At 66.6% G+C, this 15,185-nt stretch carries 19 protein-coding genes; 6 read left to right on the plus strand and 13 right to left on the minus strand.

Annotated features, from left to right (window positions below):
• Positions 1–10 precede the first annotated feature (10 nt).
• A complete protein-coding gene (typA, locus tag EH199_RS14300) occupies positions 11–1,852 on the minus strand; it encodes a translational GTPase TypA (protein WP_124809974.1) in 1,842 nt (613 codons plus the stop codon).
• Between the two features lie 412 nt (positions 1,853–2,264).
• Between typA and EH199_RS14305 the strand changes: the two genes are divergently transcribed.
• Positions 2,265–5,015, plus strand: coding sequence for a TonB-dependent receptor (locus tag EH199_RS14305; RefSeq protein ID WP_223806684.1), 2,751 nt, complete (start codon positions 2,265–2,267; stop codon positions 5,013–5,015).
• Between the two features lie 143 nt (positions 5,016–5,158).
• Positions 5,159–5,575: a DUF805 domain-containing protein gene (locus tag EH199_RS14310; protein ID WP_124809975.1), complete on the plus strand. Its 417-nt coding sequence runs from the start codon at positions 5,159–5,161 to the stop codon at positions 5,573–5,575.
• Here EH199_RS14310 and EH199_RS14315 read toward each other — a convergent pair.
• The 11 genes from EH199_RS14315 to EH199_RS24415 are packed head-to-tail and all read right to left on the minus strand — an operon-like array spanning position 5,572 to position 10,027.
• Positions 5,572–6,384: an MOSC domain-containing protein gene (locus tag EH199_RS14315; RefSeq protein ID WP_124809976.1), complete on the minus strand. Its 813-nt coding sequence runs from the start codon at positions 6,382–6,384 to the stop codon at positions 5,572–5,574. The two genes, EH199_RS14310 and EH199_RS14315, sit on opposite strands and share 4 nt — an antisense overlap.
• On the minus strand, positions 6,381–6,731 hold the full coding sequence (locus tag EH199_RS14320; RefSeq protein WP_124809990.1) for a YbaN family protein: 351 nt from the start codon (positions 6,729–6,731) through the stop codon (positions 6,381–6,383). Before EH199_RS14320 ends, EH199_RS14315 begins: the two co-directional genes overlap by 4 nt.
• Before the next feature lie 7 nt (positions 6,732–6,738).
• Positions 6,739–7,152, minus strand: a complete 414-nt coding sequence (locus tag EH199_RS14325) for a SufE family protein (protein ID WP_124809977.1) — start codon at positions 7,150–7,152, stop codon at positions 6,739–6,741.
• A gap of 54 nt (positions 7,153–7,206) precedes the next feature.
• Positions 7,207–7,440, minus strand: a complete 234-nt coding sequence (locus EH199_RS14330) for a hypothetical protein (RefSeq protein WP_124809978.1) — start codon at positions 7,438–7,440, stop codon at positions 7,207–7,209.
• Positions 7,441–7,466: 26 nt separating this feature from the next.
• Positions 7,467–7,730: a hypothetical protein gene (locus EH199_RS14335; RefSeq protein WP_190287274.1), complete on the minus strand. Its 264-nt coding sequence runs from the start codon at positions 7,728–7,730 to the stop codon at positions 7,467–7,469.
• Positions 7,731–7,763: 33 nt separating this feature from the next.
• Positions 7,764–8,036: a hypothetical protein gene (locus tag EH199_RS14340; protein ID WP_190287275.1), complete on the minus strand. Its 273-nt coding sequence runs from the start codon at positions 8,034–8,036 to the stop codon at positions 7,764–7,766.
• Entirely contained in the window at positions 8,033–8,329 is a 297-nt protein-coding gene (locus EH199_RS14345) for a hypothetical protein (protein WP_124809979.1), read from the minus strand. Before EH199_RS14345 ends, EH199_RS14340 begins: the two co-directional genes overlap by 4 nt.
• A 41-nt stretch (positions 8,330–8,370) precedes the next feature.
• Positions 8,371–8,748: an envelope stress response membrane protein PspC gene (gene pspC / locus EH199_RS14350; protein ID WP_124809980.1), complete on the minus strand. Its 378-nt coding sequence runs from the start codon at positions 8,746–8,748 to the stop codon at positions 8,371–8,373.
• A complete protein-coding gene (pspB, locus tag EH199_RS14355) occupies positions 8,745–9,053 on the minus strand; it encodes an envelope stress response membrane protein PspB (RefSeq protein ID WP_124809981.1) in 309 nt (102 codons plus the stop codon). The genes pspC and pspB overlap by 4 nt, the downstream gene beginning before the upstream one ends.
• A 3-nt stretch (positions 9,054–9,056) precedes the next feature.
• Complete coding sequence (gene pspA, locus EH199_RS14360; protein WP_223806685.1) at positions 9,057–9,872, minus strand: phage shock protein PspA; 816 nt, start codon at positions 9,870–9,872, stop codon at positions 9,057–9,059.
• Complete coding sequence (locus EH199_RS24415; protein ID WP_168196034.1) at positions 9,869–10,027, minus strand: hypothetical protein; 159 nt, start codon at positions 10,025–10,027, stop codon at positions 9,869–9,871. The genes pspA and EH199_RS24415 overlap by 4 nt, the downstream gene beginning before the upstream one ends.
• 175 nt (positions 10,028–10,202) lie before the next feature.
• Here EH199_RS24415 and pspF point away from each other — a divergent pair, with 175 nt between their 5' ends.
• Positions 10,203–11,228, plus strand: coding sequence for a phage shock protein operon transcriptional activator (pspF, locus tag EH199_RS14365; protein WP_124809993.1), 1,026 nt, complete (start codon positions 10,203–10,205; stop codon positions 11,226–11,228).
• Between the two features lie 123 nt (positions 11,229–11,351).
• The gene (gene recF, locus EH199_RS14370; RefSeq protein ID WP_124809982.1) at positions 11,352–12,425 is read left to right on the plus strand and encodes a DNA replication/repair protein RecF; all 1,074 of its coding nucleotides are present in this window, start codon (positions 11,352–11,354) and stop codon (positions 12,423–12,425) included.
• Here the strand turns inward: recF and EH199_RS14375 are convergent, their stop codons facing one another.
• Positions 12,426–13,133 (minus strand): GDSL-type esterase/lipase family protein, encoded by a 708-nt coding sequence (locus tag EH199_RS14375; protein WP_124809994.1) that lies wholly within the window; start codon positions 13,131–13,133, stop codon positions 12,426–12,428.
• Positions 13,134–13,197: 64 nt separating this feature from the next.
• On the opposite strand from EH199_RS14375, the gene EH199_RS14380 reads away from it, so the two are divergent.
• On the plus strand, positions 13,198–13,887 hold the full coding sequence (locus EH199_RS14380) for an ABC transporter ATP-binding protein (protein WP_124809983.1): 690 nt from the start codon (positions 13,198–13,200) through the stop codon (positions 13,885–13,887).
• Positions 13,884–15,185: ABC transporter permease (locus EH199_RS14385; RefSeq protein ID WP_370449691.1), on the plus strand; the 1,302-nt coding region annotated here is incomplete at its 3' end. The genes EH199_RS14380 and EH199_RS14385, both read left to right, overlap by 4 nt.

A 15,185-nucleotide genomic window follows, 5' to 3' on the forward strand; every position in this document is an offset into this window, starting at 1 on the left:
AAGCCGAGGCTTACGCCGCTTCCTTCTTCCGGCTGGCCTTCTTGCGCTCGTTCGGATCGAGGATCGCCTTGCGCAGGCGGATCGTCTTGGGCGTCACTTCGACCATTTCGTCGTCGTCGATATAGGCGATGGCCTGTTCCAGCGTCATGATCTTGGGCGGGGTCAGGCGGATCGCGTCGTCCTTGCCGGTCGAACGGAAGTTCGTGAGCTGCTTGGACTTCATCGGGTTGACTTCGAGATCTTCCGGCTTGGCGTTCTCGCCGATGATCATGCCTTCGTAGATCTTGTCCTGCGGCCGCACGAACAGGATGCCGCGATCCTCAAGGCTGTTGAGCGCATAGCCCACCGCCTCGCCGGTGCCGTTGGAGATCAGCACGCCGTTCAGCCGCCCCTCGATCGGCCCCTTGTGCGGGCCGTACTTCTCGAACAGCCGGTTCATGATGCCGGTGCCGCGCGTGTCGGACAGGAATTCGCCGTGATAGCCGATCAGGCCGCGCGACGGGGCGGAGAAGATGATGCGGGTCTTGCCCACGCCCGAAGGCTTCATCTCGGTCAGTTCGGCCTTGCGGCGCTGCATCTTCTCGACGACCGTGCCCGAAAATTCGTCATCCACGTCGATCACGACCGTTTCGTAAGGCTCGGTGCGCGCGCCCGTCTCGTCGGTATCGAACAGCACGCGCGGGCGGCTGATGCCCAGCTCGAAGCCTTCGCGGCGCATCGTCTCGATCAGCACGCCCAGCTGGAGTTCGCCGCGCCCGGCCACTTCGAAGCTGTCCTTGTCGGCGCTTTCGGTCACGCGGATGGCGACGTTGGTTTCCGCTTCGCGCAGCAGGCGGTCGCGGATCATGCGGCTGGTCACCTTGTCGCCCTCGCGGCCCGCGAAGGGGCTGTCGTTGACGGCGAAGCGCATCGCCAGCGTCGGCGGATCGATCGGCTGCGCGGCGATGGGCGTGCTGACCGAAGGATCGGCAATGGTGTTGGCCACGGTGGCCTTTTCCAGCCCCGCCAGCGCGATGATGTCGCCCGCGCGGGCTTCGTCCACCGGCACGCGGTCCAGCCCGTTGAACGACAGCAGCTTGGAGGCGCGGCCGACTTCGATCACCTTGCCTTCGCCATCCAGCGCGTGGATCGGCTGGTTGACCTTGATCGTGCCCGACTGGACGCGGCCGGTCAGCACGCGGCCCATGAAGTTGTCGCGATCAAGCAGCGTCGCCAGGAACGAGAACGGGCCGTCCACGTCCAGGTTCGGCGCCGGCACGTGGGACACGATCTTTTCGAACAGCGGCTCCAGCGTGCCTTCGCGGGCGGCTTCGTCCTCGCTGGCGTAACCGTTGCGGCCCGAGGCGTAGAGCACCGGGAATTCGAGCTGTTCGTCGTTGGCGTCGAGGCTGACGAACAGGTCGAACACCTCGTCCAGCACTTCCTGCGCGCGGCCGTCGGGACGGTCGATCTTGTTGACCACCACGATCGGCTTGAGGCCGAGCGCCAGCGCCTTGCCGGTGACGAACTTGGTCTGCGGCATCGCGCCTTCCGAGCTGTCGACCAGCAGGATCACGCCATCGACCATCGACAGGATGCGTTCCACCTCGCCGCCGAAGTCGGCGTGGCCGGGGGTATCGACGATGTTGATGCGGATCGTTTCGCCCGACTGGGGCGACGTCCATTCGACCGAGGTGCACTTGGCCAGAATGGTGATCCCGCGTTCCTTTTCGAGATCGTTGGAATCCATCGCGCGCTCTTCCACGCGCTGGTTGTCGCGGAACGTGCCGGACTGGCGGAAAAGCTGGTCGACCAGAGTGGTCTTGCCGTGGTCGACGTGGGCGATGATCGCGATATTGCGCAGGGCGGACATGATGGCGCTTTCGGTAAGGCGGATGTTCTGGGCTCGGACCCGCGCGCCGCAAAGGCGCGGGCCGGTTCGGGCGCGCGCTTAGCCGGAATTGTGCGTTGCGGCAAGGACAGTCTGGCACCGGGCCGGCCCGCAGCCCCGCTTCGCGCCCGCGGTCACCCCAGTTGTTACCGGTGTGCCACAGGCCCGGCAAGAGCCGTAGCGGGGCGGGAAAAACATCAAAATGCCGATTGTCTCGCGCCGTTCAGGCTCATATTGGTCCTTCCCAGAAGGGATGAGGGGTGTCGATTTCCCGTCGGAATGGACGGAAGGCTTTGTTCCGGGGCGTTTTTACCGCCATCCGGTTCCGGCTTCGGCCACGGGCCTCCACCGCGCCTTCTCCCGTTACCAGCTCAGCTACAGGATTGGTTGCCACATGAAATTTGCCGAACTCGCCCGCGCGGGCCTGCTCGTGGGGGTCTGCGGTTTCACGGTGACGGTGCCCGCCGTCGCTTTCGCGCAAACCCAGGCGATGCCGGAACAGGCCGCCGCCCCCGCCGCCGACGGGGAAGAAGCCCTGCCCGCGCCCGAGGAAGAGGCGAAGCCCGCCACCGATCGTGGAGAAGACACCACGCAGGGCAACGAGATCGTCGTCACCGCGACCAAGCGCGCGCAGACGCTGCAGGATGTGCCTGTTGCCGTCACGGTCACCAGCGCGCAGACGCTCGAACGCGCGCAGATCCGCGATCTCAAGGATCTCGCCAGCGTGGTGCCCTCGCTGCGCGTCAACCAGCAGCAAAGCTCGGCCAATACCAACTTCATCATTCGCGGCTTCGGCAACGGCGCCAACAACGCCGGGATCGAACCGTCGGTCGGCGTTTTCGTCGATGGCGTCTATCGCTCGCGCTCGGCCGCGCAGATCGGCGATTTTCCCGATGTGCAGCGGATCGAAGTGCTGCGCGGGCCGCAATCCACGCTTTTCGGCAAAAACGCTTCGGCGGGCGTCGTCTCGGTGGTCACGCAGGCGCCGCAGTTCAAGTTCGGCGGCAATCTGGAGGCAACCTACGGCAATTACGATGCCGTGGTGCTCAAGGGCGTGGTCACCGGCCCGGTGGCCGATAACGTCGCAGTCAGCCTGGCCGGCGGCTACAACAAGCGCGATGGGTACATCCACGATCTGGGTACCGGGCACACCGTGAACGACCGCAACCGCTGGTTCGTGCGCGGTCAGACGCTGTGGGAAGCGAGCCCCGCCCTGCGCGTGCGGATCATCGGCGATTACAGCCGCATCAACGAGAACTGCTGCGCCGCGATCAATCTCCAGCCTTCGGCCGCCACCACGGCGATCCGCGCGCTGGGCGGCAAGGTCAACAACGCGGCGGACCGCTATGCCGACGTGACCTATAGCAATTTCGATTCGTCCAACGACATCCGCAACTGGGGCCTTTCGGCGCAGGCCGACTATGACCTCGGCCCGCTGACCTTCACCTCGATCACCGCCTATCGCCGCACGGACGCGCTGACCAACCAGGATTCGGACTTCACCAGCGCCGATCTCCTCGGCGAGAATTCGCAGGACCTGCGGATCAAGACCTTCACCCAGGAATTCCGCATCGCGACCAATATCGAAGGTCCGCTGAACTTCATGCTGGGCGGGTTCTATTTCAACGAGAAGATCGACCAGTCCAACCGCGTCGCCTATGGCTCGCAGTATCGCCCCTATGCCGATCTGCTGATCCGCTCGGGCACCGGCGGCGCGCTCAACGCGTCCTCCCTCGAAGCGACGATCAGCGGGCTGACCGGCCAGAACTACGCCGGCCGGTTCTTCGGCGCGGGGCAGGGGCTGGACGAACGCTATCGCCTGAAGAACGAGGCGTTCTCGATCTTCGCGCAGGCCGATTTCAAGGTGCACGATCGCCTGACCATCACCGGCGGCATCAACTTCACCCGCGATACCAAGAATTTCTCCGCGCAGGTTTCGTCGAGCGACGTGTTCTCGGGCCTTTCGCTGGCGGGCATCGGCCAGACCGGGCTGACACAGCAGTACCTCGCCACGGCGGTCGGCACCGCGCTGGGCCTTGGCGCGGCGGCCAATGCCGCCCAGATCCAGGGCTTCGCCACGGCCCAGCCCGGCATCTTCGGCGCGCTGCGCACACAGGCGGCCGCCTTCGGCGCGGCCAATGCCAACATCACGCCCGCGCAGGCGGCGGCCAGCGGCAATCCCGGACTGGTCGGCAACCCGCTGCTCGCGCTCAAGAGCCTTCAGTTCCTGCCCCCGTTCCTGGGCGTGCCCAACGGGGTGGAGCCTGGCCGCACCAGCGACAGCAAGTTCACCTATACCGCGCGGATCGCCTACGATCTGACGCGGCGGATCAACTTCTACGCCAGCTTCGCCACCGGCTTCAAAGCCAGTTCGATCAACCTTTCGCGCGATAGCCGGCCTGCCGCCTCCGACGCGGTGGCGCTGGCCGCCGCCGGGCTGACGCAGGTCAACCAGACCTACGGCAGCCGCTTCGCCGGGCCGGAAAGCTCGACGGTGCTGGAATTGGGGCTCAAGGCCAACTGGGGGCTGGTGACGATGAACGTCGCCGCCTTCCGCCAGTCGATCAAGGGTTTCCAGTCCAACATCTTCACCGGCACCGGCTTCTACCTGTCGAACGCCGGCAAGGAGACCGTGCAGGGCTTCGAGTTCGAAGGCACCGCGCGGCCGGCGCGGGGCGTGCAGCTGTCGATGGCAGTGACCTACCTCGATCCCAAGTACGACAGCTTCGGCCTTTCGGCGGTGGGCGATCTTTCGGGCACGCGGCCGGCGGGCATCCCCTCGATCTCGGCCACCTGGGGCGCGCAGATCGACCACGCCTTCCCCAACGACGATCACCTGATCCTGCGCGGCGATTTCCACTACGAGGCGCAGGTGCAGATCCAGGAAGGCCTGCCCGGCTTCCTTTCGGGGGGCACCGACGCGGCGATCGCGGCGGCGCAGCCGTTCACGCGCGAGGTCAGCGAACTCAACGGCTCGCTCACCTGGGCGATGCACAACGGCATCGAGTTCTCGGTCTGGGGCCGCAATATCCTCAACCACCGCTGGCTGCTCAACATCTTCGATTCGGTGGCGCAGCCCGGCTCGATCTCGGGCTACGTCAACCAGCCGCGCACCTGGGGCGGCACGGTGCGCTACCGGTTCTGAAAGACCGCTCCACAATCGCGCCGAAGCGGAGGAGGAAAGGGAGGCTGCGGCCTCCCTTTTTCTTGCGGACCGCAGAAAATCGTGCCTTCCTCCGCATTACACGCCGCCAGAGTGTCAGAGCGGCCGAAGCAGGGGATTGTCCGATGGAATGGATGTTGATGCCGTACCGGCGCTATGCCGATTTTTCCGGCCGTTCGCGGCGGAAGGAATACTGGATGTTTATCCTGTTCACGGCCATCGTCTACGCGGTCGTTTTTTCACTTATGCTGGCCGGGGGCTTCAGCTTTTCGCCCGATGGAACACCCTCGCGGGGGCCGCTGTTCTGGCTGGGCGCGCTGCTTCTGGGGGTATTCGTACTCGGCAGCTTTATCCCATCGATAGCCGTGCAGGTCCGTCGCTTTCACGATCAGGACAAGTCCGGCTGGTTCGTGCTGCTGGCCTTCGTGCCTTACGTTGGCGGTTTGATCGTGCTGGTCTTCATGTGCATCGAAGGCACGCGCGGCCCCAACCGCTTCGGCCCCGACCCCAAGAATCCCAACCAGGCGGACGTCTTCGCCTAAAGCACGTCCACCGTGTCCCCGACCGCGATCGCGGCGGGGCCATCGGGAATGGCATTCTGGCCGAAGACCGGCATCTTCTGCCAGACGCGGCCCATCGCCTTCAGCGTGCGCAGCGGTTCGAGGCCGGTGCTTTCGCCGGTCTCCACGTCCTGCGTGGTGATGACGCAGCGCGTGCAGGGTTTGACCACGCGCAGCGTCAGGCCGCCGATGCGCAGGCGCTGCCAGCCGTCCTCGGCAAAGGCCGCACCCGCGCCTTCCAGCACGATGTTCGGCCGGAAGCGGCCCATGTCCAGCGGTGCATCGAGCCGCGCGTTGAGCGCCGCGATCGATTCGACCGTGGTGACCAGCAGCGGAAAGCCATCGGCGAAGCTGACCCGGTCACCCGCCGCGCCATAATCCGGGTGGACCGGGCGCACCGTTTGCTCGGCCATGTGGACCAGCCGCACCGGACGCCCGAACAGCGCGGACAGCCATGCGGCGGCGGCGGGGCCGGCATCGTGGCCGATTACCTCGTCTCCCCACACGCGCACCGGCAGTTCGGAAGAGCCCGAGAGCGGCACCGGCACGTCCAGTTCGCTTGCGGCATCGACGCCGGGCACGCGATGGCGCAGGCGCAGCCCGCGCTCGGTCGGCTGTGCCGAAACCAGCGCCATCGCCGGCAATTCGCGGCGGGTAAGGAAGCGGCCGTCCTCGCGCACCATCATCCAGCGCCGGTCGCCTTCCAGCCCGCGCGACGTGACCATGGCCCGCGTCATGGTCTCTCCGCCCATCGACTTGACCGGGTAGCGATGCAGGGAAACCACTTTCATTCCGCGCGCGTCCATATCCAGGTGCCCGAAATCGCCATGACCGCCGCCGGGATCAGCACCCAGGGCCAGCCGGCGGTCACGGCGGTGATGCCCACGCTGATCGCCATGGCAAGCAGCGCCGCCTTCTTGGCCCGGCGCGAAATGGCGCGTCGTTCACGCCACTGGCGCAGCGCGGGGCCGTATTTCGGGTGATCGAGCAGGCGCTGTTCCCACGCCGGATTGCCCTTGGCGAAGCAGAACGCGGCCAGCAGCAGGAACGGCACGGTCGGCAGCAGCGGCAGGAACGCTCCCACCGCCCCGATCGCGACGAAGGCAAGGCCGGCCCCCGTCCAGAGATGCCGGCCCAGCACGGCGCTATCCAGCCGCGATCCGCGCGGCGTGTTCGCGCACCAGGGCGATCATGTTGGGCACGCCCTGCGTCCGGTTGGAGGAAAGCTGGTTCTTCAGGTCGAACGGCGCCAGCCTGGCGGCGATGTCGGTCCCGGCGACGTCCTGCGCCGGCTGGTCCTGCACCGCGGCCAGCACCAGCGCAACGATGCCCTTGGTGATCGCCGCGTTGCTATCCGCCAGGAAATGCAGCTTTCCGGCCCCTCCGTTCTCGATGGGATAGACCCAGACGCTGGCCGAACAGCCGCGCACCAGCGTGGCGTCGGTCTTGAGCGCGTCGGGCATCGGCTCCAGTTCGCGCCCCAGTTCGATCAGCAGGCGATAGCGTTCGTCGCCATCGAGAAACTCGTATTCTTCCAGAATGTCTTCAAGGCTGCGCATCAACTGTCTTGCCGTCCACGGTCCGTCTTGCGCGCCGGGATAGGCGCAGGACCGTTACAGGTCCACCCCGCTTGCAATGGCTTCCAGCTTGCGGATGCGCTCCTTGAGATCGGCCACTTCGATCAGGCCGACCGCCGGAATCTCGCCGTGGCGATGCTGCAGCTCCAGCCGCTTGAACGCCAGCCAGCCGTTCCAGGCGCGCAGCAGCGCGGCGGCGACAATGACAAGGCCCACCAGTGCGGCGGCTGCGATCAGGGTGGGATCGGTGAACAGAGTCGTGTCCGGCATCTTGGTTCTCCGGTAGGGCGGGCGCGTCAGCGGTCGCGCAGCGCCTCGATCTCGCTGGCCAGACGGCGCGTATCGTGCGCCTGGCTGGTGCTGGCGTCGGTCACGATCCGCTCCACCACTTCCAGCCGCTTGCGCAGGGTTTCCACCTCGCGCTCCAGTTCGGCGGTATAGGCGGGATCGGCGGGCGAGCCGGCGCGATACCCTTCGTTTTCATGCCAGCGGCGATGCATCCGCATCCGGGCAAAGGCGAGGATGGCGACGATGGCGACCATGGCGCTCCAGAAACTCACGGGCGTATTTCCTTGTACCTGCGGTTGAATACCTCAGTGGACTTCGGTTTCGCGCAGCGCCTCGATCCGCAGCGCGAGGTCCGTGCCGGAATCGGTGACGAGCCGTTCCAGGACGCGCACGCGCTGTTCCAGTCGCTCGTTGTGCGCGATGTATTGCGCGGTCTTTTCCGCCGTCTGGCGCGAAAGCAGTTCCATTTCCCGTTCCTTGAACGCCAGGCGGCGCTTGTAGAGGTCCGAGACGATGCCGAGCGTGACGGGCAGGCCGATGACGATGCCCAGCGCCGCGAGAAAGACCGATGGCATCATGGCCGCAACTCCGGCCGGGCCAGGGCTTCGGCGGCCAGGATGCCGGCGCCGTCGGAACGAAGCGCCTCGATCTGCGCGGCCACGTCATAGCTCTTGTCGGTGACGATGCGTTCCAGCACGCGAACCCGCTCCTCCAGCGCCTTGACCTGCGCCGCGGTGGCGCCGTCGCCCTGCACCGCGCCCGCTTCCACTTCACGGATGCGCAGTTCGGCCATGCGGCGCTTGTGGCGCGTGACGATGGCCACGATCGGGATGCTAAGCGCCACGATCGGTATCGAAATCGGATCGAACATCGGTCATTTTCCCCTCAACGCTGCCCCGGAATGACCGGATTTCAGCGCAATTTCTCGATCTCGGCCGAAAGGCGCGGATTGCTGCTGACATAGAAGCTTTCCACTTCGGCCAGCCGGCGGTCGATATCGCGGAACTGGGCGCGGACTTCGCGGGCGGTGCGCGCCGGAGACTGGCGGACACCCTGCCAGAACTTCTGCTCCTGCCGGTCGCCGTAAAGGTAGCCGGGCTTCTTTTCGGACAGGAAGCCGAGCGCCAGGTACACGAAGGGCAGGAAACCGAGGCCGCAGAACGTCAGCACCACGAAGCCCAACCGGACCCACAGCACGTCCACGCCGGTGTAATCCGCGATGCCCGCGCAAACACCCATGAACTTCCCGTTAACCTTATCCCGGTAGAAGCGGGTTCGTGGACTATTCACTTCGACATCCCCTTCTTTTCGGCGAGCATGCGATCAAGCTCTCGCAGCTGCTGGTTGTCTGTTTCGCGATCGTGCTGGATGCGCGCGGGGCGGAATTCCGGATTGTCGGACGCTACCAGCCGCTCCACCGTATCCATCCGCTCGTCCAGGCGGCGCGCCAGCTGGTACAGTTCGTCCAGCAGCGCCTCGTCGCCCGTGGTCAGCGTGGCGGCGGTCTTCCAGCGGGTTATGTAGTGAAGGATGATCCAGGGTAACCCGACGAAGATTCCAAGGATCGCAACGAGCGGGATGAGCACCTCTTCCATGGATCAGTTGCCTTTCGCCAACGCGCGCTTCATCGCTTCGAGTTCCTCATCCACCTTGTCCTGCCCGGCCAGCGCGGCGATCTCGTCCGCCAGGCTCGGCGCCTTGCCATCGGCCAGGTTCAGCGCATCGGCACGGCCTTCGGCATAGTCGACGCGGCGTTCGAGCTGGTCGAACCGGGCAAGCGCTTCATCGACGCGCTCGTTGGTGAGCAGGCTGCGCAGGCGGACGCGGTTCTCGGCGCTTTCCAGCCGCGCGGCGATCGCCGTCTGGCGGCTGCGCGCTTCACGCAAACGGGTCTGGAGCTTCTCGATGTCCTGCTCGTAGGCGCGCATCGCATCGTCGAGGACGCCGATCTCGGCCTTGAGCTGTTCGGCCATGTCGGTCGCCTTGTTCTTCTCGACCAGGGCGGCGCGGGCCAGATCCTCGCGATCCTTGCTGAGCGCGAGCTGGGCCTTTTCCGCCCAGTCGGCCTGGAGCCGTTCCAGCTTCCCGACGTGCCGCTGCATCTCCTTCTGATCGGCGATGGTGCGCGCGGCGGAGGCCCGCACTTCGACAAGCGTCTCCTCCATCTCCATGATGATCATCCGGATCATCTTGGCAGGATCGTCCGCCTTGTCCAGCAAGTCGTTGAAATTGGCAGCAATAATATCGCGCGTCCGCGAAAAAATGCCCATCAGGTTGACTCCGTTGGTGAAGATGGGACGCGATTGGCCATTCGCGTCCTGGAAACGGGTGTTGGCGCGCAGCGCATCCAGCTCCGCATCGAAGCGGGACGCGCGCGACCCTTCCGGTCGTACCGGGGTCAGGTCTTCGGTCACGCCAGTTCGCCGGTAATCGCGGCGCTGGAGGCCAGCACCTGCGGCGCGGCCTGAATCTGCTGGGTCAGTGCGAAGCAGTTGAGAGCCAGCATCGCGCCAATGCTGGCGAGCGCTGCGCGGCCGAGCTTGGTCGAAAAGAAGCGGGCGGTGTACATCTGCATTCTCCGTAAAAGCGTGGCCGAAGATACCGGGCCAGTGCGTTTGTTCACCCTTCAGCAAGCCGCGTGCCAAACCGCAAAAAGCGCGTAAATCCGCCATTTTTACACCCGTGCCGCACCTATGACATGGCATCCGTTGCCTTGATTTGGTGAAATATGCTAAAACTTGGCCATGGATCGGGAAGTTCAGTTCATCGGCCAGTCCGGCGCGTTTCTTGACGCCGTCGAACGCGCCAGCCGCGCCGCGCCCATGCGCCGTCCCGTGCTGGTGATCGGCGAGCGCGGCACCGGCAAGGAACTGATCGCCGAAAGATTGCACCGCCTGTCGACCCGCTGGCAGGAGCCGCTGATCACCCTGAACTGTGCTGCACTGCCAGAAACCCTTATAGAAGCTGAACTTTTTGGCCACGAAGCCGGTGCTTTCACCGGCGCGACGCGCGCCCGCGCCGGCCGTTTCGAGGAAGCGGACAAAGGCACGCTTTTTCTCGACGAACTGGCGACCTTGTCGATGAGCGCGCAGGAAAGGCTGCTGCGCGCGGTCGAATATGGCGAAATCACGCGGATCGGCGCCTCGCGTCCGGTGCGCGTGGACGTCAGAATCGTCGCCGCGACCAACGAAGACCTCCCAAAAGCCGCGGAAGAAGGCCGTTTTCGCGCCGATTTGCTCGATCGGCTGAGTTTCGAGGTCATTACCCTGCCCCCGCTGCGCGTGCGCGAGGGCGATATCGCGGTTCTGGCCGATTACTTCGGACGGCGCATGGCCGCCGAGCTGCACTGGGATTCCTGGCCCGGCTTTGCCCCCCACGCGGCGCGGCAGCTGGAAGACTACGCCTGGCCCGGAAACGTCCGCGAGTTACGTAACGTAATCGAGCGCGCGGTGTATCGCTGGGACGATTCTGGCGCCCCGATCGCGCATATTCAGTTCGATCCGTTCGAAAGTCCATGGAAGCCGGCGTCTCTGCCGCGCATTGCGGAGGCCCCGTCGTCCGCGCCGGCAGCCTCGCCAAGAGCGGCACAAGATTTTGATTTTATTGACGATCTTCGCGGCGCTGTGGACGCGCATGAGCGCGCGATCCTGGAACACGCGCTCGGACGGCACCGCTACAACCAGCGCCAGACCGCAAAAGCGCTGGGCCTGAGCTACGATCAGCTCCGGCACTGCCTGAAGAAGCACGGTCTGCTCGAAAAGGGCGATTAGTTACGTAACGAAACGGATTTTGTTACGTAACAATAGGCCATTTCATCACGTAACGCGCGCTGCCAGACCCGCCAGCGGCGAAATCGGTTCCCCCCTGCCTGTACGATGTTCTAAGCCGCCGCCATGTCGCTCACCCGCCTCACCTTGCGTCATTTTCGCAACCACGTGGCGACGCGCCTGGAAGAAACGCGCGATTTCAATATCTTGGTCGGCGAGAATGGCGCCGGCAAGACCAACGTGCTCGAAGCGGTCTCGCTGCTGGCGCCCGGACGCGGTTTGCGCCGGGCGCAGCCCGCCGAAATGGCCGGGCGCAGCGGCGATGGAGGCTTCGCCGTGGCGGCGGAACTGGAAGATGGCGCGGTCGCGCTCGGCACGGCCAGCACGGCGGATGCTCCAAACCGCCGGAATGTAAGGATAAATGGCGCAGAAGGGCCGGCCGCGCGGCTGGCCGAGTGGCTCTCCATCACCTGGCTGACCCCGGCCATGGACCGCCTCTTCGCCGAAAGCGCGGGCGGACGGCGCCGCTTCCTCGATCGGCTGGTGCTGGCGCGCCTGCCCGGACACGCCCGAAATGCCGGCCGTTACGAGACGGCGCTGCGCGAACGCAACCGCCTGCTGGCCGATCCGGACGATCCCGATCCGCTGTGGCTGGACGCGCTCGAGAGCCAAATGGCTGAAAACGGAGCATTAGTTGCTGCGGCCCGGCGCGATCTGGTGGCGGACCTGACGCGCGCCATCGCGGTGCTGCCGGAGCAGCCTTTCGCCCGTCCGGCGCTCGAATATGCCTCCGAAACGCCTTCGGACGGCGAAGAATTGCGCATTTTGTTACGTAACAACCGCCGCCGAGACCGTGCGGCGGGGCGCAGTTTGACCGGTCCGCACCGCGATGACCTGGCTGTGACCCTCGCCGCCAAGCAATCGCCCGCCGCGGACTGCTCCACGGGCGAGCAAAAGGCCATGCTCATCGCGATTGTGCTGGCCCACGCACAGCTCACTGCCGGCGAACGGCCCCGCCTGCTGCTGCTGGACGAGATCGCCGCGCATCTCGATCCGCTGCGCCGCGCGGCGCTGTTCGAGCGGTTGGCGGCATCGGGCGCACAAGTGTGGATGACCGGCACCGAACTCGCCCCGTTCGAGGAAATCGCAGGCGGCAGCGCGGTGTGGCGCGTGGCGGACGGCGTGGCCACGCGGGCCTGATCAGGCCCCGTGCCTGTCCTCCGCCGCCTTCAGCGCCTTCGCCACATCGCCCTGCGTGGCCACCACGATGCGATCGATTCCTTGCGCGTTTGGGTGGATATTATCGCCCAATAACAACGCTTTGTTGCCGATCACGGGTTGCAGGAAGAACGGCACCAGCGGCACGTCGTACTTCTTCGCCAGCGCCGGCCAGATCGGGTTGAACGCCCGTGTGTAGTCCGCCCCCATGTTGGGCGCGGCGAGCATTCCGGTGAGCATCGCGGGCAACCCGCGCTTCTTCAATTCGGCCAGGATCGCATCGAGATTGGCGCGGGTTTCGGCCGGTCGCAGCCCGCGCAGCATGTCGTTGCCGCCCAGCCCCACCAGCACCAGCGCGGGCTTCACGGGCTGGTTGTCGAGCGTGAAGGCCAGCCGTTGCAAGCCGGCCGCCGTGGTATCGCCGGAGACGCCCGCGCCCACCACTTTCACCGGCGTTCCCGCCGCGTTGAGCGCCACCTGCAGCTTCGCCGGATAGCTCTCGTCCTGCCGGAGCTGGTATCCGGCGTAGAGGCTGTCGCCGAACGCCAGGATCACCGGCGCGTTGGCGGGAACGGGCGCGGCCGAAACTGCCGTCGTTGGGGACGCGGAAGGTTCTGAATCCGCGGCCTTTTCGCCCGAGCAAGCGGCCAGCGACAGGATAAGGGCGACAACGAGCGGGAAACGGCGCATGGGGGCTTTCTGGATCGGACGGCGCAGGTTGCGAAGCGCAACCAATCTATGCCACTCCTGCGCGGTGACAAGCACCTCTCCGATCATCTCCGCCCGCAACCTGACCCTCCATCTCGGCTCCGGCGAGGGCCGCGTCGACATCCTGCGCGGCATCGACCTCACCGTCGGTGCGGGCGAGATGCTGGCGCTGCTCGGCCCCTCCGGATCGGGCAAAAGCTCGCTTCTGGCCGTGCTCGCGGGGCTGGAACGCGCCAGCGGCGGCGCGCTGGAGGTGGCCGGCGCCGATTTCACCGCGCTCGACGAGGACGGCCTTGCTGCCGCGCGCCGCGGGCGAATCGGCATCGTCCTGCAGGCGTTTCACCTCCTGCCGACGATGACCGCGCGCGAAAACGTCGAAACGCCGATGGAACTGGCGGGCATGGCCGGGGCCGAAGCGCGGGCGGAGGCCGAACTCGCCGCCGTGGGGCTGGGCCACCGCCTGAATCACTATCCGGCGCAGCTTTCCGGAGGGGAGCAGCAGCGCGTGGCAATCGCCCGCGCACTTGCACCGCGCCCGGCGATCCTGTTCGCCGATGAACCGACCGGCAATCTCGACACCGCGACCGGCGCGGCGGTGGCGGACCTGCTGTTCCAGCGCGCGCGGGAGGCCGGGGCGACGCTGATCATGGTCACGCACGACGAGGCGCTGGCCGCCCGCTGCGGCCGCGTGGTGCGGCTCGCCGATGGCGAAATCGCTTCGGATTCAACACGATGACGGCAAGTCGGATGGGCTGGGGCACCGCCTGGCGGCTGGCCCGGCGCGGGCTGGACTGGCGCTTTCGCGGCCTGCGGCTGCTCCTCGTCTGCCTGGTGCTGGGCACCGCCGCGCTGGCCGCGATCGGCACGCTGACCGGCGCGATCGAGCGCGAACTGGCCAGCCGGGGCCGCGTGCTGCTGGGTGGCGACCTGCAATTCACGTTGGCGCAACGCGCCGCGTCGGACGCCGAAATGGCGGCGATGCGCGCGCTGGGCACGGTTTCGGCCGGCACGCGGCTGCAGGCAATGGCCCGGCTGCCGCAGGGCGACGACGTGGCCGTTCCGGTGGAGCTGAAAGCGGTGGACGCGCGCTGGCCGCTCTATGGCGCCCTCACCCTCGAAAACGGACGCAAGGCCGGCGCGCCCACCGGAATGACCGCGTGGATCGCCCCCGGCGTAGCCGACCGGCTGGGCGTGACGACCGGCGGAAAACTGCGGATCGGCGATGCCCTGCTGACCATCGGCGGGGTGATCGCGGACGAGCCGGACCGTCTTTCCGAAGGGTTCTCGCTCGGCCCCACCGTGATCGTCAGCCCGGAGGCGCTGGCCGCTTCGGGGCTGGTACAGCCCGGATCGATGATCCGCGCGAAGTACCGCGTCCGCCTGCCCGCCGGTGGCGCGGCCGTCGATCCGCAAGCGCTGGCCGATGCCTTCACCGCGCGCTTCCCCGTGGCCGGGTTCGAGGCGCGCACGCGCGACAAGGCATCGCCGGGGCTGGACCGCTTCGTCGGGCGCATGGGGCAGTTCCTGGTGCTGGTGGCGCTGGCGGCGCTGTCGATCGCCGGGATCGGCATCGGCAACGGCGTGTCCTCCTATCTCGAAGCGCGACGCGGCAGCATCGCCACGCTCAAGATCCTCGGCGCGGAAAGCCGCGATATCGCAAGGATTTACCTGCTGCAGATGGCCGTCGCTTCGGCCATCGCCATAGCGGCGGGCCTGCTGATCGGCGTGGCCACCACGCCGCTGCTGGGCCGCGCGCTTTCCGGCCTGCTGCCGGTGGAAGCGGGGGTGGTGATCGACGCGAAGGCACTGCTGCTCGCCGCCGCCTATGGCGCGCTGATCGCGCTGACCTTCGCCGCGCCGCCGCTGGTCCGCGCGCGCGAATTCCCGGCGATGGCGCTGATGCGCGCGCGGGTCAGTCCGCTGCGGACGCGGTGGCGCGCGGCGCTGCGCACGATGGGCCTGCCGGTCGGGCTGGGGCTGGCCGGCATCGCCACGCTGGCGATCGCGACCGCGCCGCAGAAGGAACTGGCGGCG

Source organism: Novosphingobium sp. LASN5T, from assembly GCF_003856955.1.
Lineage (GTDB): Bacteria > Pseudomonadota > Alphaproteobacteria > Sphingomonadales > Sphingomonadaceae > Novosphingobium.